The organism is Planctopirus sp. SH287 (assembly GCF_056500625.1).
Window position 1 is genome coordinate 5,500,087 of the sequence record NZ_CM151403.1, and the last position, 23,930, is coordinate 5,524,016.

18 protein-coding genes are annotated in these 23,930 nt (G+C 53.5%); 15 read left to right on the plus strand and 3 right to left on the minus strand.

What is annotated here, in order from left to right; translation table 11 throughout:
* Positions 1-503 precede the first annotated feature (503 nt).
* From SH287x_RS20485 to SH287x_RS20500, 4 genes are all read left to right on the plus strand, one after another.
* Positions 504-2,759: a cyanophycin metabolism-associated ABC transporter gene (locus SH287x_RS20485; protein WP_479516274.1), complete on the plus strand. Its 2,256-nt coding sequence runs from the start codon at positions 504-506 to the stop codon at positions 2,757-2,759.
* A gap of 41 nt (positions 2,760-2,800) precedes the next feature.
* Complete coding sequence (locus SH287x_RS20490; protein ID WP_479516276.1) at positions 2,801-3,172, plus strand: rhodanese-like domain-containing protein; 372 nt, start codon at positions 2,801-2,803, stop codon at positions 3,170-3,172.
* Positions 3,173-4,095: 923 nt separating this feature from the next.
* A complete protein-coding gene (locus tag SH287x_RS20495; protein WP_479516277.1) occupies positions 4,096-5,121 on the plus strand; it encodes a DUF1559 domain-containing protein in 1,026 nt (341 codons plus the stop codon).
* Positions 5,111-5,587, plus strand: coding sequence for a hypothetical protein (locus tag SH287x_RS20500; RefSeq protein WP_479516278.1), 477 nt, complete (start codon positions 5,111-5,113; stop codon positions 5,585-5,587). The genes SH287x_RS20495 and SH287x_RS20500 overlap by 11 nt, the downstream gene beginning before the upstream one ends.
* 1,196 nt (positions 5,588-6,783) lie before the next feature.
* Here the strand turns inward: SH287x_RS20500 and SH287x_RS20505 are convergent.
* Entirely contained in the window at positions 6,784-8,019 is a 1,236-nt protein-coding gene (locus SH287x_RS20505; protein ID WP_479516279.1) for a hypothetical protein, read from the minus strand.
* A 481-nt stretch (positions 8,020-8,500) separates the two neighbouring features.
* Between SH287x_RS20505 and motA the strand changes: the two genes are divergently transcribed.
* The 3 genes from motA to rpiB all read left to right on the plus strand — a co-directional run bounded on the left by motA (position 8,501) and on the right by rpiB (position 11,082).
* Positions 8,501-9,364, plus strand: a complete 864-nt coding sequence (gene motA, locus SH287x_RS20510) for a flagellar motor stator protein MotA (protein ID WP_479516280.1) — start codon at positions 8,501-8,503, stop codon at positions 9,362-9,364.
* Positions 9,365-9,423: 59 nt separating this feature from the next.
* Entirely contained in the window at positions 9,424-10,281 is an 858-nt protein-coding gene (locus SH287x_RS20515; protein ID WP_479516281.1) for an OmpA/MotB family protein, read from the plus strand.
* A gap of 330 nt (positions 10,282-10,611) precedes the next feature.
* Entirely contained in the window at positions 10,612-11,082 is a 471-nt protein-coding gene (rpiB, locus tag SH287x_RS20520) for a ribose 5-phosphate isomerase B (protein ID WP_479516282.1), read from the plus strand.
* A 667-nt stretch (positions 11,083-11,749) separates the two neighbouring features.
* Here rpiB and SH287x_RS20525 read toward each other — a convergent pair.
* Complete coding sequence (locus tag SH287x_RS20525; RefSeq protein WP_479516283.1) at positions 11,750-14,452, minus strand: ComEC/Rec2 family competence protein; 2,703 nt, start codon at positions 14,450-14,452, stop codon at positions 11,750-11,752.
* Positions 14,453-14,766: 314 nt separating this feature from the next.
* On the opposite strand from SH287x_RS20525, the gene SH287x_RS20530 reads away from it, so the two are divergent.
* From SH287x_RS20530 to SH287x_RS20545, 4 genes are all read left to right on the plus strand, one after another.
* On the plus strand, positions 14,767-16,140 hold the full coding sequence (locus SH287x_RS20530; protein ID WP_479516284.1) for a glycosyltransferase family 4 protein: 1,374 nt from the start codon (positions 14,767-14,769) through the stop codon (positions 16,138-16,140).
* 183 nt (positions 16,141-16,323) lie between these two features.
* Positions 16,324-16,902 (plus strand): DNA starvation/stationary phase protection protein Dps, encoded by a 579-nt coding sequence (gene dps, locus SH287x_RS20535; RefSeq protein WP_479516285.1) that lies wholly within the window; start codon positions 16,324-16,326, stop codon positions 16,900-16,902.
* A 718-nt stretch (positions 16,903-17,620) separates the two neighbouring features.
* On the plus strand, positions 17,621-18,502 hold the full coding sequence (locus SH287x_RS20540) for a DUF1559 family PulG-like putative transporter (RefSeq protein WP_479516286.1): 882 nt from the start codon (positions 17,621-17,623) through the stop codon (positions 18,500-18,502).
* Positions 18,503-18,663: 161 nt separating this feature from the next.
* Complete coding sequence (locus tag SH287x_RS20545) at positions 18,664-19,131, plus strand: transthyretin-like family protein (protein WP_479516287.1); 468 nt, start codon at positions 18,664-18,666, stop codon at positions 19,129-19,131.
* A 56-nt stretch (positions 19,132-19,187) separates the two neighbouring features.
* Here SH287x_RS20545 and SH287x_RS20550 read toward each other — a convergent pair whose 3' ends face one another.
* The gene (locus tag SH287x_RS20550) at positions 19,188-20,690 is read right to left on the minus strand and encodes a DUF4912 domain-containing protein (RefSeq protein ID WP_479516289.1); all 1,503 of its coding nucleotides are present in this window, start codon (positions 20,688-20,690) and stop codon (positions 19,188-19,190) included.
* Positions 20,691-21,265: 575 nt separating this feature from the next.
* On the opposite strand from SH287x_RS20550, the gene SH287x_RS20555 reads away from it, so the two are divergent.
* The 4 genes from SH287x_RS20555 (at position 21,266) to atpE (ending at position 23,834) form a co-directional block, all read left to right on the plus strand.
* Positions 21,266-21,547, plus strand: coding sequence for an AtpZ/AtpI family protein (locus SH287x_RS20555; protein WP_479516290.1), 282 nt, complete (start codon positions 21,266-21,268; stop codon positions 21,545-21,547).
* 96 nt (positions 21,548-21,643) lie between these two features.
* Positions 21,644-22,105 carry a hypothetical protein gene (locus SH287x_RS20560; protein WP_479516291.1) on the plus strand — a complete coding sequence of 154 codons (462 nt, stop codon included), beginning with the start codon at positions 21,644-21,646 and terminating at the stop codon, positions 22,103-22,105.
* 248 nt (positions 22,106-22,353) lie between these two features.
* Positions 22,354-23,346 (plus strand): F0F1 ATP synthase subunit A, encoded by a 993-nt coding sequence (gene atpB / locus SH287x_RS20565; protein WP_479516292.1) that lies wholly within the window; start codon positions 22,354-22,356, stop codon positions 23,344-23,346.
* 263 nt (positions 23,347-23,609) lie between these two features.
* Entirely contained in the window at positions 23,610-23,834 is a 225-nt protein-coding gene (atpE, locus tag SH287x_RS20570) for an ATP synthase F0 subunit C (RefSeq protein ID WP_479518747.1), read from the plus strand.
* Positions 23,835-23,930: the final 96 nt, after the last annotated feature.

Here is a 23,930-nt window from a genome sequence, read left to right on the forward strand (position 1 = left end):
CATCTACCTGACTGGCACTGTTTCCTGAAGACGATTTTAGAAGAAGTGATGAAGATGAGTAGATTCTGCTCAGGAAGTGCGTCGAAACCGGGCAGGCTTCAGTCAACTCTCGCTGAAACAATGACATCGTCAGTAGAACGAACCCCTCCATGAGCTGCGCACGGCTCCCCGCTTAATTCTGTCGGATTCATCAGGTTCAGTGAGAAACTCCCCGGCCTCAAACCCCGCAAGTGGAGAGGGAATGTTTTTGGGCAGGCTCTGGGAAAGTCGGGGGTATCGCCGAATAACATGACTTTCCATGTCATTAAAGCACATGTGAATAAATGTCAGCCAGCCATGATGGACAGCGTGAACGGGAGACAGTTGTTATGCCGCCACTTGCCGATCCGACAATGCCTTAACCGACTCCCTTTCGTTCAGACACGGCGAATGTGATAATCTCACCAGTCGACGCCTCCCGGTGCGATTCAGACGGCCCTGCGTGTACTTTCGGAACTAAAGACGTGGCAAATGCCGCTGACTTGCGAGTTGCTCCCCCCGGTTCACCGATCCCTGCCGTCTGGCAGTCGTGCCTGCGTGAGTTCGTCAACGCCAAAACGCCTGCCACCGCCTGGGCCTGGTCAAATATCGATGCCACGCGCACCTTTCACCCGACGCTATTAGTTCTGACGCCAGGATCTCTGATCGCTTGCTCAGGCACTCCCGACGCCCCGGTGATCTCTCAGTGGGCTTTCTCTGAAATGACGTCACTGGTCACCAATGACCGTGCCGGGTTGGGGACATTAGAGGTCTACGCAACGGATCGACGACTCGCGATCTGGCACTACACGCTCGATCTCGGGCCGGCAATACTGCTGCTGATTGAGGCATTTGAAGAGGCCACTTCTGGTTCATCATCACATCAACTGATCGAAGAAGTCCTCCCTCCTGAAGCGGAGTCGACCCATTCACCACCAACCACCAAAGCCCTCTGGCGACTGGCTCGCTTTGCCCGTCCGCATGCCGCTGCGATAGCCGCTGGGTTCCTGCTTTCGTTTCTGGCAATGGTTGCAGGTTTGATTCCCCCCTATCTAACCATGCCTCTGCTCGACGACATTCTCATCCCGTATCAGACAGCGGCTCTGGCAGCCCGTGAGACAGGGACACCCATCCCTGAATCAGCCAATTTTACTCTCACCACGGCGGGGCTTTATCTTCTGGGATTACTTCTGGCGGCTGTTGCGGCCTGGATTCTTGGCTGGATTCAAGGGGTGCTACTCGCCTGGGTGAGCGAGCGGATTGCCGCTGATCTTCGCAACGCCTCTTATGCTCACCTTCAACGGCTTTCCCTCGAATACTTTGGTGGTAAACGGACTGGCGATCTGATGTCCCGCATCAGTACGGATTCTGACCGCCTGTGCCAGTTCCTTTCTGATGGTGTCGTCGACTTTGCCGCCGACTGCTTTCTCATCGTGGGGACGGCCGTCGTGCTGGTCTGGATTGATCCCTGGCTGGCTCTGGTCTCGCTCATTCCATTTCCCATCGTCGCCTGGCTGATGTATGTCTCGCGTGACAAGCTGCAATCGGGCTTTCAGAAGGGTGGCCGGGCCTGGGCACAGATGACCAGCGTGCTGGCCGACACCATTCCCGGCATCCGCGTTGTGAAAGCGTTTGCTCAGGAATCACGAGAGATTGAACGCTTCGCTCAGGCTAACCGCGAAGTGCTTTCTGCCAATGATAAGGTCAACCGCGTCTGGACGTTCTTCTGGCCCATGATCATCTTCCTCAATCAATTAGGGATTCTGGTCGTCTGGGGTTATGGGATTTACCGCGTTCACGAACAGCTGATTACTGTTGGTGTCTTGACCGCATTCCTGGCTTACATTGCCCGGTTCTACAGTCGTCTGGAATCGATGAGTCGCATGGTGAACTCGTCGCAACGGGCAGCAGCCAGTGCCCAGCGCATTTTTGAAATCCTCGACCGTGTTTCGAGTGTGCCTGAACCCGCCCGCCCTTTGCCTTTGGACAACTTCCGCGGTGAAGTTGAACTCCGTTCTGTCGGCTTCCGTTACGGCAACCGCAAGGTGCTCGATGGTGTGAATCTCAAAATCGCTCCGGGAGAAATGATTGGACTGGTCGGCCAGACCGGTGCCGGGAAAAGCACTCTGATTAACCTGGTCTGCCGCTTTTTTGATGTGGCTGAAGGTGCGATCTATGCCGACGGCACTGATATCCGCTCGTTCAAGGTCGAAGACTGGCGAAGGAATGTCGGCATCGTATTGCAAGACCCGTTCTTGTTCTTTGGCACCATCGCCGAAAACATTGCTTACGGTAATCCTCTGGCATCTCGGGATGAAATCATCGCCGCTGCGAAGGCTGCCCGCGCGCATGAATTCATTCTCCAACTGCCCGATGGCTATGACTCACTGGTCGGTGAACGGGGACAATCCCTTTCCGGCGGCGAACGCCAACGCATTTCGATTGCTCGCGCTCTTCTCATCAATCCGAAGTTGCTGATTCTCGACGAAGCCACCAGTGCTGTTGATACCGAGACCGAACGACAGATTCAGGAAGCCCTGCAAAATCTGGTGAAGAACCGCACCACGATTGCCATTGCCCACCGCCTCAGCACGCTCCGACGGGCCAATCGGATTGTAGTGCTCGATCACGGACAGATTGTCGAAGCGGGATCGCACGAAGATCTTTTGAGGCTGCAAGGTGGCCACTATGCTAAACTTGTTGCAGCCCAACAGGCACTGACGAAAGACATCGGCTGGTAATCGCCGCCATTTCTGAACACTCTCTTCTGGAAGTCATCTCCATGCAGCACAACCCCCGGTTTTTGCAGCTTGTTGAAGCCATTCGTCCGAATATCCGTGAATGCAACATCACTGACCTGGCGGAAAAACTTCAAGCAGGTCAACCGGTACTGGTTTATGATGTTCGCGAAGATCATGAATGGGCCAAAGGACACATCCCGGGCGCCAGGCACCTCGGTAGAGGCATTATTGAACGGGATATTGAAACGTTGATTCCCGACACGGAAACCGAGGTCTACCTCTATTGCGGCGGCGGCTTCCGTTCTCTGCTCGCTGCTGACACACTTCAGAAGATGGGCTATTCAAACATCACTTCCGTCGACGGCGGCTTCCGCGGCTGGAAAGAAGCCGGTCTTGAAATCGCAACCCCCTGATATCGCAACACCATTAAGGAGTCTCCTCCTTAAAAGATCAGGGCAAAGGCACCATGAGACGCATTCCCATTTGAAATAGCGCTCTTCGTGCCATGCTCACGGCGGCTCTGAGTCAGCATGTCGGATGTTCATTTGATGTCGATCTTCCATCAATCCAAAGAGCATGCTTGCCTCAAAGCCGCAAGCATGGCACGAAGGCACGCATGGGTGGCCCAGGTTGCTTTCAGAGCCGTAGGAGGTTGTCTCCAGGAGGCGTTAATGAAACAAAGGGGTTCTGGCTGGCCCGCGACGCACGACCGATGACCAGTTCTGTGGTCATTTCGTGCCATTTCCCTGCCTGCGGTAAGAAATGTTCATTCACCAATTCTGTCTACGCGAGGCAGATCATCTTTTGTTTGACCGGATATGGTCTCGTCGGATTGACTCAAGCTGCGACCTCTCACCGGCTTTGCCGGCCCAGGTTGCAAAGCAACCTGGGCTACCCCCTGTGGATTCGGAGATGTGTGTAAAAGACAGCTCAGAGCCGCAAGCGTGGGACGAAGGCACGATTTGAGAGGTCTTGACTCATTGAGCCAAGTCGTACGGCTCAATAAAAGTTGTGTGTCACAGACAGCGGCTCTGAGCAAACACGCCTTACGCATCTCTCAATGTTGCGTTGATTTCTGGATAGCGTTTGTCAGGGCGGGCGTTGAGTGAAACAAAGCCGTCTGGCAGCGATGGCCGGTCAGAACGGAATGTTAGGGGTCGAACCGGCATTATTTTTGTTGACAGTAACCATACATATCAATATGTTTCGATGTTACTGAACCTCCGCAGTTGCAGTTTTACTTTTGGATTTATGTTCGACGAGCACTTTTGGCTCTCTTTTTTACGTGCATGGTTCAGGTTTTCTGTCAATTGTCCATTTCATCGGGAGGTCTTTCGTGAGTAATTTTCACGCTCTGGTTTTCTTAACCTGTTTTCCGCCGTCTTCCCCGCGCACAGCCTCATGCATTCGGCCTGAATCCCGACGAGGGTTTACGCTGATCGAGCTGTTGGTCGTGATCGCCATTATTGCTATCCTGATTGCCCTGCTTTTGCCAGCCGTTCAGCAGGCTCGTGAAGCAGCTCGTCGCAGCCAGTGCAAGAACAATCTCAAGCAACTGGGCTTGGCGATGCACAACTATCACGACACGCATAGCGTGATGCCTCCCGGCACGATTAATCCTGGCAACAACTGCCTTGTGAATGGTGGGAAGCCGATTCTGAATCATACCGCTTATCAGATGCTGCTCCCTTATCTTGATCAGGGGCCTTTGTACAACAAGTTTGATTTTCGACTGGCCAGCGGGCGGTCGATGTATAGAGGAGGTGCCGGCGCCAGTACCTGTGCAACGACAGGCGATACCTACCCGGCAACCGACCAGCAGGCTCTGATCACCGGCCTCGTGTCTGTGTTTGTCTGCCCTTCCGATCCAGGTTCCGTTAAAGGAGATCAGGACGTCAACAATAACGACTGGTTCTCTCGCGGGATTGGTGCCTGGCGAACCAGTTACGCTCTGGCCTCCGGCTACGATGACAATGGCTATTCATCAACCTATCGCGCGGATACCTCAAACCTCAAAGGGATGTGGGGGGCCAACGGGTCTGCGTCATTTCGCGATATTGCTGATGGAACGAGCAATACATTCGCTATGACGGAAGCGAAAATGCTCAAGGTCGGGTATCAATGGACTGGCCCTTACTGGAATGCCTATACCTACACATTCTGGAAAAATGCCAGAAGCGGCATTAATTCCACAGTCACTGGATCAGCCGCCTGGTACACCAACGGCAGTTATCATACCGGTGGAATGCATGCGTTGATGGCCGATGGCTCTGTTCGCTTCATTAACCAGAATGTCGATCAGCTCAATGTGATTAACTCCCTTGTGACGATTGGCAAAGGGGAAGTAGTCGGTGAATTCTAAAGCTGTCCCAACACCTATTCGTCCTCTGATCGGATGGCTGGCCACAATGTTGACCTACTGGTTTCGTCCTCTGGCATGCGGATTGTTCGGATCGTTGATCTGTTTGGCGGGATGCACGGGCGGCGACTCCGATGTTCCCCCTCTGGGGAGAGTGCATGGGGTGGTGACGCTGAATGGTGAGACACTTGATTATGCAACCGTGAAATTCCAGCCGGAGTCAGGGCGGTTTTCCATCGCCGAGACAGATGTGAATGGTCGTTACGAACTGAATTATAGCGACGGTAAAAAAGGTGCCCAGATTGGCCGACATCAGGTTTCGATCACCTCGGCCTACCAGACCATCGAGCCGTTATTGATGACGCGAGATGAAGTCTTACCCGCGAAGTATCATTCGCAAACGGTGCTGACGGCAGATGTTCAGCCCGGTGACAACGAGATTTCCTTCGCGTTGACGACCGAAAAATAAGCCAGCCCCCATGGGCCACCCCGCGTCCCATACCAACGAGCCGGAAACGTCAGCGACGGACACTCGCATTAATGATCTCGCAATCAAGAGCGAGAGGAATTCAAGAAAAATGTTTTGGTTCGGAGGGGTGTTGAAGATGAACTTGTGGCGGCGGAGTGATTAATAAGTCATGCCCGTCGCTGACGCTTCCGGCTCGTAGCGCTTCCGGCTCGTGTTGTTGCTCGACTTGTGGTCAAGGCATTGAAAACCTTCCGCCGAACCGGCAGGCGGGAGCCTGCCCTACGTAGCTGCCCATTTTTTTTGCGCAACAAGAGGTGATGGAGTGAGGGACTTCATTTGGGCGCGCCTTACAACTGGAGTTGCAAAACTCTGGTTGTGATTCCGGACAGAAGTCTCCTCACCCGGCCTGGTCAGGGCCTGTTGCCGGTGCGATGTTGCAGTCGTCACCGGTGGGAAGTCGCGTCTGACGTGACTTTCCCCTCGAATTCGAGAAATGGACAATGACGATTCGACCTTCATGACAAGTGATCACCTTACCTGAGTCACAAGTCATGAAAGTGACAATTTGTCGTACCGGCGGGATCTCACTTCGGTGAAATCCAAGACACCATCACGCACTCTTCAAAGTTCTATTCAAAGAACCTGGGTGATGTCGTGGAAAGACCCTGACAGAGGCCGGAAGTTTTCCGGCAGCCCCGGATCATTGGCAACAGTGGTTCGGGGTTGTTTTGTTTTTGTCGAGGCTGATGACCGATAAAAACAAGGCCTGCCGCTGCTTCCACCTCGCGTCCCGTACCAACGAGCCGGAAGCATCAGTGACGGACACTCGCATTAATGATCTCGCAATCGGGAGCGAGAGGAATTCAAGAAAAATGCTTTGGGTCGCAGGGTGTTGAAGAAGAACTTGTGGCGGCGGAGTGATTAATTTGTTGTGTCCGTCGCTGACGCTTCCGGCTCGTTGCGATTCCGGCTCGTGTTGTGTGTGGAATGTGTTATGTGCGAGTTGAGAATCTGCTGATGACCGATAAAAACAAGGCATGTCGCTGCTTCCACTCCGCGTCGAGATTCCAGACGGTGAGCCTGCGGCAATAACTCAGCCTCATCAATAGAAGCGAGTTCTACGAAGATATGCCTGCAAACCTTATATTGCATAGGCGCGTAGCCGAACCGGCAGGCGGGAGCCTGCCCTACGCAGCTCAACGAGTTTCCGGGAAGCGGGTTTGGAATTCCTTGAGGTTCATTTTCCGGCCCTCCCGGTAGATCGAGATGCTCTTGTCCCGCCTATCGAGGATGCGAGTTCCCTCGGCGGCGCCCAGTGCTTTCAGGGAAAATGAATCAGGGGCGATCGGGCTGTTGAGTTCCGACTCCACATGGCAAATACAGATCTCCGATTCCTGTGCCTGATGGGGATCGATCGTTCGCAGTGTCGCCTTCCGGGGGATGTGGATTCCGTCGATCGTCATGTACTCCCAGGTGAAATCCTGTTGAAGGGTGTGCTGACCCGTCGAGTCGATGGCCTCATCCCGTCGCGAAATCGGCAGGTAGGCATGTTCGCTGGAGAAGACGTGCTCCTTGACCCATGTCGGGCGGAGGGACTTGATCGAAACGATGGTGTGGTTCCCTTGCTTTCGACGGCTGACCGCCAGCCTTTTTTGGACTTGCTCAATGATCGCTGGGTCTTCGTAGCTGAGTTCCTTGACGTACATGGCCAATTGATCCCAGACGGGATACTCAAGCCCGGAGAGTGTCTTGGGGTCAAACACGCAAAACTCACACGCCCGCCAGGCACTGGTGTCTTGAGGCCAGGCGGGGCCGCCGAGGGATCTGTCTCGTCCGTGAATCTCAATGAAGAATGCGGGATCGTTCTCTCTGGCAGGAAACGGGTCGTCCATCAGTTTTCCAGCGTATCGAATAAGATTGATCTTGGCCATTTCCTGATCGGTCACCAACTGGTTGTAAACAACAGTGGTGGTTCCACGGCCCGCGTACTTTTCATGGACTGCTCCACTGCAAAACAACGTCTTCCGGTCGTAGTCTGCGGAGAACTCGTAGACCAACTCACTCTTCGTGGTGCGTAGAGGCTGGTAACCCGTTGGATAGTGCAGACTGGCGGCTGGTCTCTTGGCCCACTTTTCCAGATCAGTGATGGATTTGCTATCCCGGCGATACTTCCCCTTCCAGGTGCGGATGCGATCGGAGGACTCGCGGGATCGGTCGATGATGTTCTGCAGGATCGCGATCTTTTCGTGGCGGTCGGTGATCTCCTCCCATTCGGAGACACACTCCCCGGCCACGCACCTGCCAGCCGAAAAGATGGTCATGACGATGGCCATCGTCAGCAGAGCGGCTGCCCTGAAGGGCGACGCGATTCTTGAAGGATGGATTGCAGTCGCTGCCTCGCGTTCGAGTGATGTCGCCCGGTGATGTGCCATGAACGATGAAATCCTTTTCGTGTTCTGCATCGGTTCCCGATAAGCCGGGAGGGAGGATTCGCTTCATCACCGCGAACTCTGATCCCTCAAAAAGGGGGGGCAATCAACATCAGGCTTCCGGTGGACGACAGGCTGTCACATTTCGTGAAATGTGGCGAGAGGATTTTTCCGTTGGCTGCGCATTCGACTGGCGAAAATGTGCTTTTTGGGTTCGATGTTCAACGAGAACGACTCAAGGCAATTGTCAGACTTTGCCTGATCGTCAAGCTCCGTACAACCCTCCGATTCGCTGCGGGCTATGTTTTTGGTGAGAAGTAGCGGCCATTCCTGCCACAGAGCCGCGCTCTTACGGTCGATGACAGAGACGACGTCGGCTTTTCGATGTTTCAGTCGTGTCTTCGTGACTGGGTCTTTGTCTCTTCGTCTTCGTGTCCTCATCGCTTGTTTCGCCTCCACGCCACGTTTAGCGGAATTCAGCGGCATGCTCGTTATTCTTGGTTTTATCGTTGTGACCGGCTGCGTTCTGGGTGGTTTCACCTGGGCGGGTGGTCACGTCGGTGCACTGCTTCACCCTTCAGAAGTCCTCACGATTGGTGGTGCGTCGCTGGGTGCCATGCTGGTGATGGGAAGCCCCAAGATCATTAAGGATCTGATCCGCTCGATCATCCAGACTCTCAAGGGGAGTCCGTTTAATAAAAAGGCGTATGCTGATCTCTTCAAGCTGTCTTATGACCTGTTGAAAACGGCCAGAAAAGACGGACTGCTCGCACTCGAACCGCATCTGAACGATCCTCATGAAAGCAAGATTTTTTCCAGGTATCCCCGCCTTCAAAAAGATCACCACTTCACGACATTTCTCTGCGATGGCCTGTCTTCAGTCGTCGAAGCCAGCATGAGCCAGGAGCAGCTTCATGATTTGCTGAAAAAGCAGATTGAAGTGATGGAAGAAGAGCATCATCAAGTGGTGGGGATTCTCGCCAAGAGCGCTGATGCGATGCCGGGCTTCGGGATTGTGGCGGCTGTGCTGGGGATCGTAATCACCATGGGCGCCATCGATGGCCCTGTCGAAGAAATCGGCCACAAAGTGGGTGCGGCCCTGGTAGGAACGTTCCTGGGAATTCTGGCTTCGTACGGATTCATGGGCCCGCTGGCTGCCCGCATGGATCTGCTGGGAAAGGCCGAGATGGATTTCTACCGCACAACAGCCGCCATTATCGAAGCCGCCATTGGCGGAGCGGCTCCAAAGCAAATCATCGAGCAGGCTCGCCGGGTGGTTTGCAGCGAAGCTCGTCCTGAACGCGTTGAAATGGAAAAGCTGCTCAAAGAGGCCGATGCCGCTGCGTAATCGCCAGGGATCACGCCGATTGATCCCCATGGCCAGTATTCATAAGAAGGAACGAAGACATGGCTGCAGGTGGCGGAGGCGCGTGGAAAGTTGCCTATGCGGACTTTGTCACCGCCATGATGGCCTTCTTTCTGGTGATGTGGATTACCGGGCAGAGCAAAGAAGTCAAAGTGGCCATTGCTCACTACTTCCAGCCACCGCCCGGTTCTGCTGCCACAGAACTGGATCCTGACGCCGAGCCTTCTTTGTTTCCGCCGCGAGCGGAGCTGAAGATCTTTCACGACATTGAAAAAATGCGGAATGTCGGCACGATGGTGCTCTTTGGAGAGAAGATCCACGAACTGGATGAAGCGGCCAAGAATCAGTTGGAAGCCCTGCTCCCTGACTTGTGGGGTAAGCCAAATAAGGTCGAAGTCCGGGGGCATGCCTCGCGCCGGGAGCGCGGGGGTTCCACGTCGCAAGAAGACCCCTGGCAGTTGGCGTGGGATCGAAGTCAGTCTGTGAAAGATTATCTGGTTTCTCGTGGAGTCGAACTGAGCCGTATTCGTTTGAGCCAGGATGGGGCGGAAGAACCTTACAGTGCCAAAAAACTGGATGCCGAGCATCAGGCTCAGAATGCTCGTGTGGAAGTTTTCCTGATTGGTGAACTGGCCCGTAAATATCGCGAAAACCCCGAGGAACCCGGCGGTTTTTTCGGCAAGGCTGATCCTTCTCAAGTTCCCCCCGGCCAGAGTTTACACCCCCAAAAGGAAACCGACGACCACGGCTCCGCCAAGGGAGATGCTCATGGAGCAGCAGGGCACGGATCATCAAGTGGGCATGGTGCGCCAAAACCAGCATCTGGCGGGCATGGTGCGAGCAGTTCTGGACATGGAGCCAAGAAACCAGAAGCGAAGAAGTCGTCTGGGCATCATTAGCGAGATCCCACCGCTTTTTTTGCGGTTTGATCTGCGGCCTGTGGCTTAAGTGGCGGGGATCCCCATTGCCGTGATCCCTCGACAGTTCCGGGATGCCATCTCCTGACAAGGCGGCATCACACTACGCAGAAGAAAGTTTTACCGTCGACGGTTGGCTCAGAGTTCGCCACAATCATGTCGGCACTCGTTCCTGATGATGCGGATATGTATTCTGGTCGAAATATTGCCGGGCCAGCAGTTTGTCGTCAGGTCATGGGCAATTGCTATCATGCCTGGTGCCAACCGCAATTTGATGGGTTTTCTACTTTCAATTAGTGATAGATGTTCGTTATGCGCATTGCTCTTGGTTGTGATCATGGCGGCTTTCCCCTCAAGGCAAAGGTCGCCGAACTGGTGGTGAAACTCGGGCACGAGATTGTTGATCTTGGAACCGACTCACTCTGTTCGGTGGATTACCCTGACTATGGGCTGAAAGGTGGCCTGGCTGTTTCCACCAGGCAGGCTGAACGGGCGATTCTGCTGTGCGGTTCGGGGGTCGGCATTAGCGTGGCGGCCAATAAAGTCCCTGGAGTCCGCGCCGGGATCTGCCATGATACTTATTCAGCCCACCAGGGGGTTGAGCATGACGATATGAATGTCCTCTGCCTGGGGGCACGCATCATTGGTGAAGCTCTGGCACTGGAGATTGTCCAGTCGTTCCTAGGCGCCAACTTTTCCAATGAAGAACGTCACGCCCGCCGGCTGGGAAAATTGCTGGAGATTGAGCAGCGCGCCAATGCGGGCGAATGGACGGCCAGTTAATCCACCCACTCGGTCAAGCCGGATCAAACTGGTGAAGCCCTATCTGGCTGAATTTGTTGGCCAGTGCATTGTCAAAGTATAAAGTTCGGGTCTCTTCTGTTGTTAAGTCCGACAACGGAGGACGTTGCGGCGAGATCAACCCGAAGACAAAGCCGTGACACGGCGTGAAAAAATCAAACCCGGGCCCATCATGCGACGGTGGAGTCGCATACGAACGAGCGGAATCCAGCCATGTCGCAAAGACATGCGCTGTAAGCGATTCAGGCTCTCGTGAAAAGGGTTGGCACCTCCGGCGTGATTGGGACGCCGGGTTTGACGACGTGGGTTTTCACTCATCATCACGTTTCCGACAAGGCCAATCTTCACGATCTTCCAGCGTGCCCAAAAGTCGCGCCATTGAGAATATTGAACAAACAACCACAAGCGGCAAAACCGACCGCAATTAACACCAATCACAACTTCAATCAGGGCGGGTGGCCTGCTCAGGATTGATGACTCCCTTGCCATGCTTGCAGCAGCTTTGAGCAAGCATGCTCTTTGGATTGATGGAAGATCGGCGTCAAAGGAACATCCGGCATGCTCACTCAAAGCCGTCGTGAGCATGGCACGAAGGCCGCAAGCATGCCTGACGCATCTTTCAACGCGCCGTTGATTTCTGGAAAACGCATTAAAACTCTTTTAAGTAGGGCACCACACGCATCGCCCCGCTTGGATCGATCTCCACGGTGATCGCCCCTTGTTTTGAAGTGACCCAGATCGTCGAATCAGGGAACGTTGGCCCCAAACGCGTCGTCACATCTCCTGGCCCCTGGCTGGAGACAACATGCACTGGTTGTGCCCAATCATTGAGCGCTTTGATATTGCTTTTGTTTCCCCCGTGATGCGGGGCCAGCAGGACATCGATCTTGCGAGGTTCCTTTTGCAATAAAGCCTCAAGCCCGGCCTCTTCCACATCACCTGTTAATAGAATGATCCGCCCCGCATACCGGATTTCTGCGACCAGGCTTTGCGAGTTATCACTCTCGCCCGCATTGGCCAGGTCTGCTGAAGTTCGGTCAGGTGGCCAGAGAAATTCAATCGCCACTTGCTCAGAAAGTTGAAACTGTTGATCGCCGGCAACAATCCGAATCTGCCCGCCAGTTTCTTGAACAGCGCTGGCTGCTTCACCAATGGTTCGTTGGCCAGGATCAGCGGCACTTCGTGGAAATCCCAACCAGTGAATCGAGAGATCTTTTGTCAATAAAGGAACCGCGTTCCCATGATCGGCATCTGCATGGGAAATCGTCAACGCATCCAGAGAGGAGTATCCTCGATAACGAATGGCCTGACTGATGGTGCGGGCTGCCCGTTGTGCCTGACCCAGCGACCCCGCGTCATAGAGCCAATTCCGACGATCGGGCGTCTCCACCAATACGGCCAATCCATGGCCCACTGAGAGGAAGGTAACCCGCAAGGGCTGCTCCCGGGGAATCATCCCCGTCAGTAACCAACCCGTTCCTAAAAAGAGAGATAACGCGACCACTCTCGCACGATGTTCACGGAAAACCATCCATGCCGCAATTGTGAGATAAAACCCTGCGACTAATTCCATCGGCAGTGGAGGCACCACAACATGCCCCCAAGTCCAGTGAGCCGATGACTCCACAGCCAGGATCAGGCACGATAATGTGTAGTCAAAGACCCAACCTGTCGGGATCCCTAAAACCGGATGGATCAGCACTAATATCAACGTCAGATAGCCGCTCCACATCATGACCGGTACTAGTGGTGCCAGAATAATATTAAGTATCAGTCCAACCGGTGAGATCACCCCCGATGTCGCTGCGATGAGCGGTGTTGTTAAACACCAGATAGCTAATGTTACTGCTATCAGGATACGCAGATTCACAATGCACTTTGAAAAGAGAGTTGAAGCGCCATCAGATGTTCGGAGATTCACAAACCATGATGACAGGCTTCTGGACGGTTGCTGCAAAGCTCTGGTGACAAGAATCAATGTCATCACAGCCAGGAAAGAGAGTTGAAAACCAAGTTGTAACGCATCATGGGGAGACACCAGGAGAATCAGTACCGCTGTGACTCCCAGCAGATTGATCGGGTCAGCCATTCGCCCGATACGGCTTCCCACAATCCAGGTGCAGCCGAAAATCGCCGCTCTCACGACGGGCGGGTCGTTTTCTGCCAGCAGCAGAAACAGCACAATTGTCCCCAATCCTATCGCTGCCAGAGTCCAGGGGTGTCGCACAAACGGTTTGCAGATCATCATCGCCAGCACGACGACCAACCCGACATTCAAACCTGAAACAGCCAGAATATGGAGCAGTCCGCTTCGGATAAAGGCGTCCCGTAACTCAGGTTTTAATTGTTGCCGGCCTCCCAGAAGAATGCTATTTGCCAGTTCGGGTGGGGCGTGATGAACGATACGTTCGATCCCCTGTTCGGCCCGCTGGCGTATCAACGAAAGTACGCGGCGAGGCCACCATGCCCAACTCACTATGTGGTGATCCCGCTGCATTGATTCTGGATGTTTGGCACGTACTAATCCCAGTATCCCCTGGCTATATAACCACCCGGAATAATCAAATTCGCCGGGATTCATGGGTGGTGCCAATCGCATCAATTTTCCATAGATCACTACGCGATCACCCGGCTGAAATAGAGGCGTCTCTCCTTCAATATGAACTTGAACATTCCCTTGAACCGTCCGACGATTCTTGTGTTGCCCTATCGCCTCCACAGCAACAAGACAACGCGATACGACACGAAGATTTTTTGATGATACAATCAGGGAGGGTTTCTCAGCGGTTGCTGTGTCTATTGTCTCGAAGGAACTATCTGACTTTATCTTTGGGGCTTCTTTCGTTTCACCGGTTCCAAACGAACCGACTGTCCGCTCGTAGATCACGGGAGTCACAACCGTTCCCTCCAGTCGGACGGCCTGCGCCTCTCTTCCCGCGAAACGTAATAAGGAAATCCCTGGCACCCAGTTCCAGGTCAGTTGGTGCCATAGCCCTCCCGCAGCGGCAATTCCGATTAACCCTGCGGCTGAGAAAAAGAACATCGGCGGCCACCGGTGAGACAGTTTTCCGCCGAATCTCTGTTGAAAGCCGGCCCACCCTCCGATCAGTCCCAGTCCCGCCAGCCAAAACATTAAACTGGGAAAGAAACCCCAGGCGGCTTCAACCGCAATGCCACTTGCCAATGCCGCTCCGGTCAGCACGGCGGGAACACGCCCCGGCCGCCGCCGCACCTCTTCACGACCTTGCCAGCCTCTTTGAGTGGCAGCCTCACCCCGAGAACCCCTCTGGTGCTGGGAATCCCCCTGATTCTGAGAATCCCCAGTCGCATCAGTCTGCGTTACGATCAACATGAGGCGTGCCCAGATTGACAACAGAAACCCTGGCTTTCGACGAAAGAAATAATGGCATCACAGAAGGACAACACAGAAGGACAACACAGAGCGATTGCGTACAGTAGCCATGCAGGTTTCCATAAATAAAGTGACTCATGCATTGTCAACGTATAAAATTCGGGTCTCTTCTGTTGTTAAGTCCGACAACGGAGGACGTTGCGGCGACATCAACCCGAAGACAAAGCCGTGACACGGCACTCAGCCATCGCCCAAGTCATGAATTTGCGTAAAAATGAAATCGAGAAAGACTCAGGACGTCAACAGGAATTGTGATGCGATATGCCATGATCACCGCGGGGGGCGCGGGTATGTTCTGCGGGTCATGCCTGCACGATAGCACATGGGCTAAAGCGATGATTGCAGGCGGGCACGACGCAACGCTCGTCCCCTGCTATACCCCCTTGCGACTGGATGACGAGCCACCAGTAATGTCCCGCATCTTTATTGGGGGCATCAATCTTTACCTCGAACAAAAATATCCCTTCGTCCGTTCCTGGCCGCGCTGGTTACGTAAATGGCTGGATCATCCACGCATTCTCAAACTGGCAGCTCAGATCCCTGCCAGTACAGAAGCCCGTGAATTGGGCGATATCGCTCTTTCCATGCTACGCGGAGCGCACGGCCCTCATACGGCCAGCTTTGACGAACTGGCCACCTATATCTCGCGAGAACTGAAACCTGATGTCGTCTTCTTTAGCAACGCACTCATGTCTGGCCCGCTGATTAACCTGAGAAATCAGTTTCCCGGCACTATTCTCTGTATGCTTCAGGGGGATGATATCTTTATCGATGGCCTGCTTCCTCAATATCGCCAGCAGGCCATTGACCAGATTCGCGAAAATGCCCAACACTTTGATGGCTTCGTCACTCACAGTGAATATTATGCCGATCATATGTCCTCTCTGTTGGGACTGGATCGTCAACGCTTCGGTCGGTTGCCGCTAGCGATTGATACCGCCCGCCTGGCACATCAAAACCAGTCACTTCAAAACCAGATAATAGCGGGCAATCAAACGACGAATGCCGCTGCCTCGACAAAACGTCCCGTGATTGGTTACTTCGCTCGAATTTGTCCAGAAAAAGGGCTGCATCTCCTCATTGAAGCGGGGCTTGAACTTCAAAAGAGAAACCTGGATTTCGAGATTCGTGCCGCCGGCTATCTACCGGCTTCACAAAAAAACTATCTCAAGCAAATCATGCGGCAAGCCGCCCCCCTGAAAGACCGCTTTCGCTACGAGGGAAGCCCGCCAACCCTCGAGAAGAAAAATCTTTTTCTCAGCCAGCTGGATCTCTTCTCAGTACCGACAACCTATCGGGAACCCAAGGGGATCTTTCTGCTCGAAGCCTGGGCACATCAACTCCCGGTTGTTCAGCCCGCTCATGGTGCCTTCCCCGAATTACTCCAGAATGAAGGAGGCACAACAGCCGGCGGACTCCTCTATACTCCAGGCGACACCGATCATCTCGCCGATCAATTAGCTCATTTATTAATACACCCGGCTGAACGACACCACCACGGAGAACAGGGCTTAAAGAAGCTGCACAGCCAGCATGATCTGGCGTCTCTCAGCCGCGCGACGGAAGCACTGATCCAGCGCTGGTTCCCTGACTCACGAACTCATCCTGTGGAAACATCGTCGCTGTAAACATTGAAAGGTTTCCACAGATCGGCCAGATCACAGCCCAATCATGCTGACAATCGCTTCGCGGTAATCTTTGTCATCGATGCGTCGACCATCTTTTTCGTGCAGGGATCTTGGTATGATGACGTCAGCAGCCAGACAGGTCTGAACGATCGACAGTCACCGTTCTTTTCAGGAGCCTCTCTCATGACCACGAAAACAGCTTCTACAAGCAAAACTTCTGCTGATAGCCATCCCCATGGCGCAGCCCATACCAACGGCAAGCATGCCACACCTGAAAGCTTAAACATGCACCCGACGAAGAATGATCTGGCAGAACATGTCCGTTTCTCGATGGTCGAACTCCTGAATACCCATTTAGTGCTCTCGATTGATCTGGCTCTTCAGACCAAGCAGGCCCATTGGAATGTGAAAGGGCCTCAGTTCATGCAACTGCATGAGTTCTTTGATGGACTGCGGGATATTGTCGATGAATTCGTCGATAACATTGCCGAACGAGCCGTCGCTCTGGGTGGCACAGCTGATGGCACCGTGCAAAAAGTGGCTAAAGAAACCTCACTCCCCGCTTACTCTGCCACCATCATCTCGGGGAAGGATCACCTGCAGGCGTTAGTGGTCGCCTTTGCCCAGTTTGGCAAAAGCGCCCGCGCAGCTATCGACACTTCTGACGAAGCGGGCGACGCGAATACGGCTGATTTGTTCACAGGTATCTCGCGAGAAGTTGATAAGCAACTCTGGTTCCTGGAATCGCACCTGCTCGGTTAACACCGCTTGCGCAATGCCTCATTCTGGTAAAGTTTCAGCCGCCCCAACCCCTCTTGGGGTTTGGGGCGGTGTGTAAGGGTCGTCTGTTCACGTTCGGGTCTTACGCCGCCTGAATGACGTCTCCCTGCCCCTGGTCTTTGAGTCAGCCTCATGTCGCTGGATCGAGACATTCATTCCTCTCCTTCATTCCCTTCAGAGACTTCAATCTCATTGAGTGCTCTGAAGAAGACCAGCAGACTTTCTCTCTGGCATGCTTTCCAACGCTTAGTTCTGAGAGCGAGAACCCACCGGCCATATAAACATATAGCCACGCGATGCTGTAGTGTTGTGTTGTCCTCTCTCGCATATCAATAAACACCTAGGTCTTGATGCATCGATATGATCTGGCCTTCAGTGGTGATAGCTCCTCCCGTTGGAATCGACTCAAAACAGCTTTCGTCGTTTGATATCTAACAACGAGTTTGGCCAAGTTGGTGTGAAATTCACTTTCGTCTATCGACAGATGCCGCGATTGATGCCTACCCTGTTCAGGTTAGCGTCAATAATGCCGAACTGAGAATTCCTTCAAGAATGTCCCCAGCAAGGCATTGGCGAATGCCTTGGCTTCTGTGCGGTTCAGCACTCAGGCCGAGCATGATGCGTTCGCTATCGTCCGTTTCGTTTTCTCGGTGACGACTCAATCCTTTGTATTCCCACTTCATTTAAGGCGTGATAAACGATGTCTCAAAAGTCTCGTGGTTTTACTTTGATTGAGTTGCTGGTAGTGATCGCCATTATTGCCGTGTTAATCGCATTACTGCTTCCTGCCGTTCAACAGGCCCGCGAAGCGGCTCGCCGATCCCAGTGCAAAAATAATATCAAGCAAATCGCACTGGCTGTCCACAATTACATCGATGTCTACGGCGCCCTCCCCCCAGGCGAAATCAAGCATGATCACTATGACGTGGGCCACAACGCGCATATCTGGTCAGCGGTGCTATTGCCGATGCTGGATCAGGAACCGGTTTATCGCAAGCTGGCAGAAGAGACCAGCGGGTTTGGCCGTGAAGTCAACTACTGGGCAACGAACGGAGCGGGCGCCACCATTTTGAGTGTCTTTCAATGCCCAACGGATGTCATGCCCAACATTAATCCCGCCTATGATGGCTCTCGGATGGCTAAATCCAATTATGTGGCCAGCGCCGGGAAAAATCGGATCTGGGATGCGACTTACGACAACACGTTATTTACCGGGCCATTTGCGATTAACTGGTCAAGCCGGTTAAGAGATATCACTGATGGAACGTCATCGACGATTCTGTTTGGCGAACGCGATGGAGCTCAAAACCTGTCGATGCGTACTGCGGGAACCTGGGTTGGCACCGACGGCATCTGGGCGCATGAGCAGATTTACTCTTCAACCAGCCGCACCTACCCCATTAACGGCGTGACCGGAGCCGATAAGCGGGAACGAAACCGCAGCTTTGGCAGCCTGCATACCGGCGGCGCTCACTTCGCTTTCTGTGATGGCCACGTGCAGTTTATCAATGAAAATATCGATGGTGGTGCTTACGAATCACTCGGCACACGCAGCGGTAGTGAAGTCGTTGGCGAATACTAAATAAGGCTCAATAACCCTACCTTTAGTACTCTCGCCTGACGAAACATAAGCTATCCCCACAGTGACCGCCTGTTTTCAGAAGCCTTAATGCCGCTGAATGCGACCGTTACCGTTTCTCTGACAACAAAACTCCTCCCTATCGGAGTTAATCGATTTCTATCATGCAATATGCCTCATTGAGATTTCTGCGATTCAACAAGCCGTCGCTGAGTCCACGCTGGCTTTTTCTGTCCCTTACTCTTTTCGCAGGGTGCGGTGGTTCTGATACGCCCCCTCTTGGGCGAGTCACAGGGAAAGTCGTACGGGACGGAGTGCCTGTCTCGGGCGTCGCCCTGGAGTTCCGTCCCACGACTGGCCGGAGTTCACCGGGAGTCACAGATGAGCAGGGAGCTTTTGAGCTTTCCTATACACTGCGGGAAAAGGGAGCGCTGGTGGGTGAACATGCCGTCCTCTTTCGTGTCCCGCCAACAACGCAGGCCAGGCTCAAGAATTCCCCCAAAATGAGCGCAGAGCACCGACAGATTCTCATGCAGAGCCATCAGGAACCAATGCTCATCAAGCATCAGGAACATGTGGTCGTGAAACCCGGCCGCAATGAATTTACTTTCGACTTAAGCGGCAAGAAATAAAGCTTCCGGCAGGGCTGAAGAGATAAATAGGGAGTCGGCTGTCCGGGAGGAAGGCTCTAAGTCGCGTTGGGATCGTCGTAGCTGCGCGGTTCCAGTTCACGGGAGCTGATATCAATCGCCATGACAATGGTGCGTTCTTCGCCGCCATGGGGGTCAATCGCCACTGCGGGAATGACCTGGCGCCCAGGCAGCAGGTTCATCCGCAATTGAAATCGGCCATCAGAGGCCACGCGGGTTGGCTGGCCCATTAAAGTGAGGTTGGCCAGCGGATGAGTCGTGCCATGGACAATCAGTTCCGATTCCAAAGTCAATTGGAAATTGACAGGTGCCAGTCCCGAGGTGTTTTCACGGGAATGATGTGCCGCCAGGCTGGCCAGTTGGGAATCGGTCAGCGTGTTACCAGCCAGTCCCGGTTCACGCTCCAGTTCATTCCAATTCAGCAGCGACTCATCAGACGTGCCGTGACTATTGTCGCGACGAGCCACGGCATCATCCATATTGATGATCCGCGATTTTGCTAATGCGTGGAACTTATTGCCATTACTATAGCCAATCGCAATTCGATAAGAGTGTCCCGGGCCATCCACATGGGTGAACCACAAGTTGTCACGCTGTCCTACGATAATATCGCGAACAACACAGTTGGCACGCACGACAGAGTCGTCATCAGTGACGTCAAACAGTCGTAAGGTGGGCTTGGCTGCGTGCCATTCCTCTGCCATCGCCAGCATGGCCCGGTCAATCGTCGCGCGAGAAATATGCCAGCGAACCTGAATCCAGTGAGGGTTCAACGCTCGAATCTCGATGCCTTCTTGCGACGGATCGTCTCCCCCATTTCTCTGTTTTAATTTGCTCTTCACCATCGCTGTCGCTGGCGATGTCTTGACCTGGGGGGAAGGCTTCTGTTTCTGAGAAGCGTTCGAGGCAGCGGATCGCGTCGAAGAAACAGTCTTCCGCTTCGTGTCGACAGTGCTTGACTTGGCAGTTTTGTTTTTTCGGCTGATCGACGTTGAGGCTTTTTCCGCAGTGATATCGAGCGTCGTAACACGGCGGGGAGACGTCGACTTCACTGTGTCGGCGTCAGCTACTGTGTCGGCTGAAGAGTTTTTAGAGCGTGCTTTCACAGCTTTGACAGTGTCGGTTTTGGCAGTGTCGGTCTTGGCAGCGTCGGTCTTGGTCAGTCGGCTTTTCTTGACTGTGGGTGCATTCGCCATGTGGTCAGTGGCAGGCTTTGCCGTTCGCCGAAGCGTTGTCAACACTGGCTCGCCAGCTCCACGACTGCCGGAGCGTGCGGGCGTCCTGGAGGCTTTTGTCGATTTTTCTGCCGCAGCTGTGGCGGGTTTCTTAGATACGGGTTTTGTTTTGCTTCCAGATGCCGTCGCGGCATGAGCAACCGCTGTTCTCGCTGAAGTGGGCTTCGGCGTCGAAGAAGAAGAGGGCTTCACGGCACGTGAAACAGCCGCAGTGTTCCCTTTGGAAGCAACTTTGCTTGATTTATTTTCAGGCGATGAGGGGCGTGAAGGGGCTGGCGCTTTGTTGGAAACGCGAGTCGATGCCATAGGTGCAAGTTCCCGAAGTAGCCAATCAGGCTTGGCTGAACCGTTGCGATTCGGAAATGTTTCTCTGGAAATGACTTCCGCTTCGCCGATTCAGGACGGTTGCAGGAGATCTGCAATCGGTCTGTTCGGGAGACCCTCCTTGATCCGGGAAGAGCTTGCCGCCGCTCAACACTTCAACAAACTCAGATATGTCATACTGGAGTCAGGAGTATACTAGCAACCGATTCTGCCCTTTTATAAGCAAATTTCCTCGAACTGACTCAAAAAGTTGACTAATCAATCAATTGAGAGGCCTTTTCATGGGGGATATTTGCGATTTGCCCGTGCGGGGAAATCTCTGTCGCCAGGGTGCCAGGCCAAGGCTGGGTCAGCAACGACGCTTCGACACGCGATTCTCAATCAAGGAAACGCAGCGGCAAATTCTGGCTGTCGATTTCGTCATTTCTGAGAAAATCAAGGCCAGAGAGAGTGGCAATTTGCGTTGCGAGTGTCATCCCAGTACGATCCGCCCGCAGCCATTGCCTTTGTTAATTCTCATTTCAGAGCGATAGCTGTTTGAACAACGAGAATTCCTTATGGCACACAAGTCAGATTCACCTCACTCGCCGCAACGCGGGTTGAGTCCAATGGCTGTGGGCTATATGTGGGCGTCTCGAGTTGGAAATATCGGCTTTCAGTTAGCACTTCCGCCGCTCGCAGGCCACTGGCTTGATGGGCAGTGGGGCACGCGCCCAGTCATGGTTCTTTTAGGGGCCGTCATCGGATTCGTGCTGTTCCTGTTTCAGTTAATCTCGCTGGTCAAATCGTCTGAGATTTCCCATCAGTCGGAACATCAATCTTCGGAACATAAGTCTTAAGGTGCGTTCGGTAAGCATTCGGGTTCAAAGGTCTTCCTCTGGTGAAGGTTGAACTCATTTGAAATTTTGTTCGTTAGTTTCTGTTGAGTCGTTGTTGTGAGTGACCTGATCGACACCATTCCTCCCCAGGCCCCGTTGCCAAGGCACGACCCAAGGGGGTGGTTTGTTGTTCTGGAAATTCTGGTCTTAACAGTCACCTTGGTCATTGCTTGCAGTGCTGTCTACGGGGTTCTCCTGATGAACGGGATTTCCGCAGGCAGAGAAGTGATTGTGGCAGGCGCGATTTGCCTGATTCCTGGGGTGCTTGCGGCTTTATGGAATGAGTTGTTTGTGGTTAAGGGGGGGGCAGCCTTTGCGGGTGCCAACCCGATGGCGGCGCTGGGTGGTATGGGTTTGCGGATGGGAATTGTCGCATTCGGAATTCTTGCTCTGCCAAAGTTGGTTCCAGGCTGGCAAACGCGACCGTTCTTCTATAGCGTACTCGTGGTTTACCTCCTGTCTTTAGTGATAGAAACCGGTTTCCTTCTGGCGTCTCTTCGCCAGAAGAAAACTGTTTAAGTCAGCAAGGCTCAATTCAAGTCACGACGATTCTGTATTTTCTCTTGAGTTTGATACGGAGTTCGCCCTCAAATCTCGCTTGAAATTAGTGAAGCTTCAGGGTGCATTCTCGTAATAAAGCGGCATACATAGTAAAGCGGCATACGAAAAGTGATCGGGTGTTGAGGGTGTTTCGCTCGCAATGCCAGAAAAGTGTGCTGGTCAGTCGGTCGTTACGCTCTTTGCATCACAGCTTTTGACGGAACACCATGTCGGCGGAACATTCGGACTACTTCCATCACGTACGGGACGCAACTTCGTTCGAGATGCCCGAGTTTGTCTACTCGGTCGTATCGAAGGATCTGTTCGCGCTGCCGTCGATTTTCGGTTTCCAGATCACCAAATTCATGGTGATGCAGTTGCTCGCGTTTGTGCTGGCCTTCCTGATTTTTCGCGGGCTGGCAATGCGGGTAGCCAATGGAGAGCCGGCTAAAGGTCGCTGGTGGAACTTCTGGGAAACTCTCGCAGTTTTTGTTCGCGATGAAGTGGTTCGCTCATCGATCAGTGAGCCACATGCTCACGACGATCACCACCACCACGCCCATGCTTATGTCGAAGCTGGCCAAACGCATGTTCGGGGTCATCTGGAACCCGAGTTGGCTGCGGTGGGTGGTCATGTCATGGCGACCAGTGTTGAGCCGGAAGCATCTGCGTTGCATACCACCGGCACTCACTATGCCGACCGCTTTCTGCCGTTTATCTGGTCATTGTTCTTCTATATCCTCTTCTGTAATCTGCTGGGAGCCTTCCCTCTGTTCGGAACTGCCACTGCCAGTACCAGCGTGACGGGCGTCCTGGCTCTGAGCGTTCTCGCTGTGACGATCGGAGCAGGGATTAAGCAGTCCGGAGCCGTCGGTTTCTGGAAGTCACTCGTTCCTTCGATGGATGTTCCCGGGATTATCGGGCCACCTCTCAAGGCGATGATCTTTGTGATCGAACTCGCCGGGTTGTTTATCAAGCACTGCGTGCTGGCGATTCGACTTTTCGCTAACATGCTCGCAGGTCACGTGGTGATCGGCGTTTTTCTGAGTTTCATCGCCGCAACGGCTAATTCTGGCATGTTATGGTACGCCGTCACTCCTGCCAGTATTTTCGGGCAGTTGGCGATTGGCGCGCTCGAGTTGTTTGTTGCTTTCCTTCAGGCTTATGTCTTTGCCTTGCTGGCTTCGTTGTTTATCGGATCGGCTGTCAATCCTCACTGATTTTCCCTTTGGGTGATTTGTGATCATTGGCTCTGTTGATTCCTGATGGTTGTTTGACAATTGTTTTGGCTGATTTCCTGCCGCTGGTTTTCTGCTGTCGGCTGGTTCTCAATAGAAAAAGACGTCGGGCGTGTGTCCCGGCAGACCACAAATTGGCTTCCCGCGTGGCGGGTGCATTTTTACGGCAGGAGAGTGTTAACGTGCAGGCTCTTTCTCTCATGACTCGCATTCTGGGTGCCTTCTGTGTTCTCGCCATTCCCGCAATGGCTCAGGATGCTGGCGGTTCAAGCCCCATCGTTCTGAAGGCTATTGGCGCCGGGATCGTGATCCTGGGTGCTGGCCTGGGCATTGGCAAGATTGGTTCTTCGGCTGTGGAAAGCATTGCTCGCCAGCCAGAAGCTTCTGGTGCCATCCAGACAGCCATGATTATTGCTGGCGCTCTGATCGAAGGGGCCACCCTCTTCGCTCTGATCATCTGCCTCATCTAGTTTTTCAGGCAGTACGAGAGAAGCCTGTCACTTACAGCAACGCTTCTCTCTGATGCCAAATGACAGGCTGTTTGAATCGCGACGTGTTGCCACTCA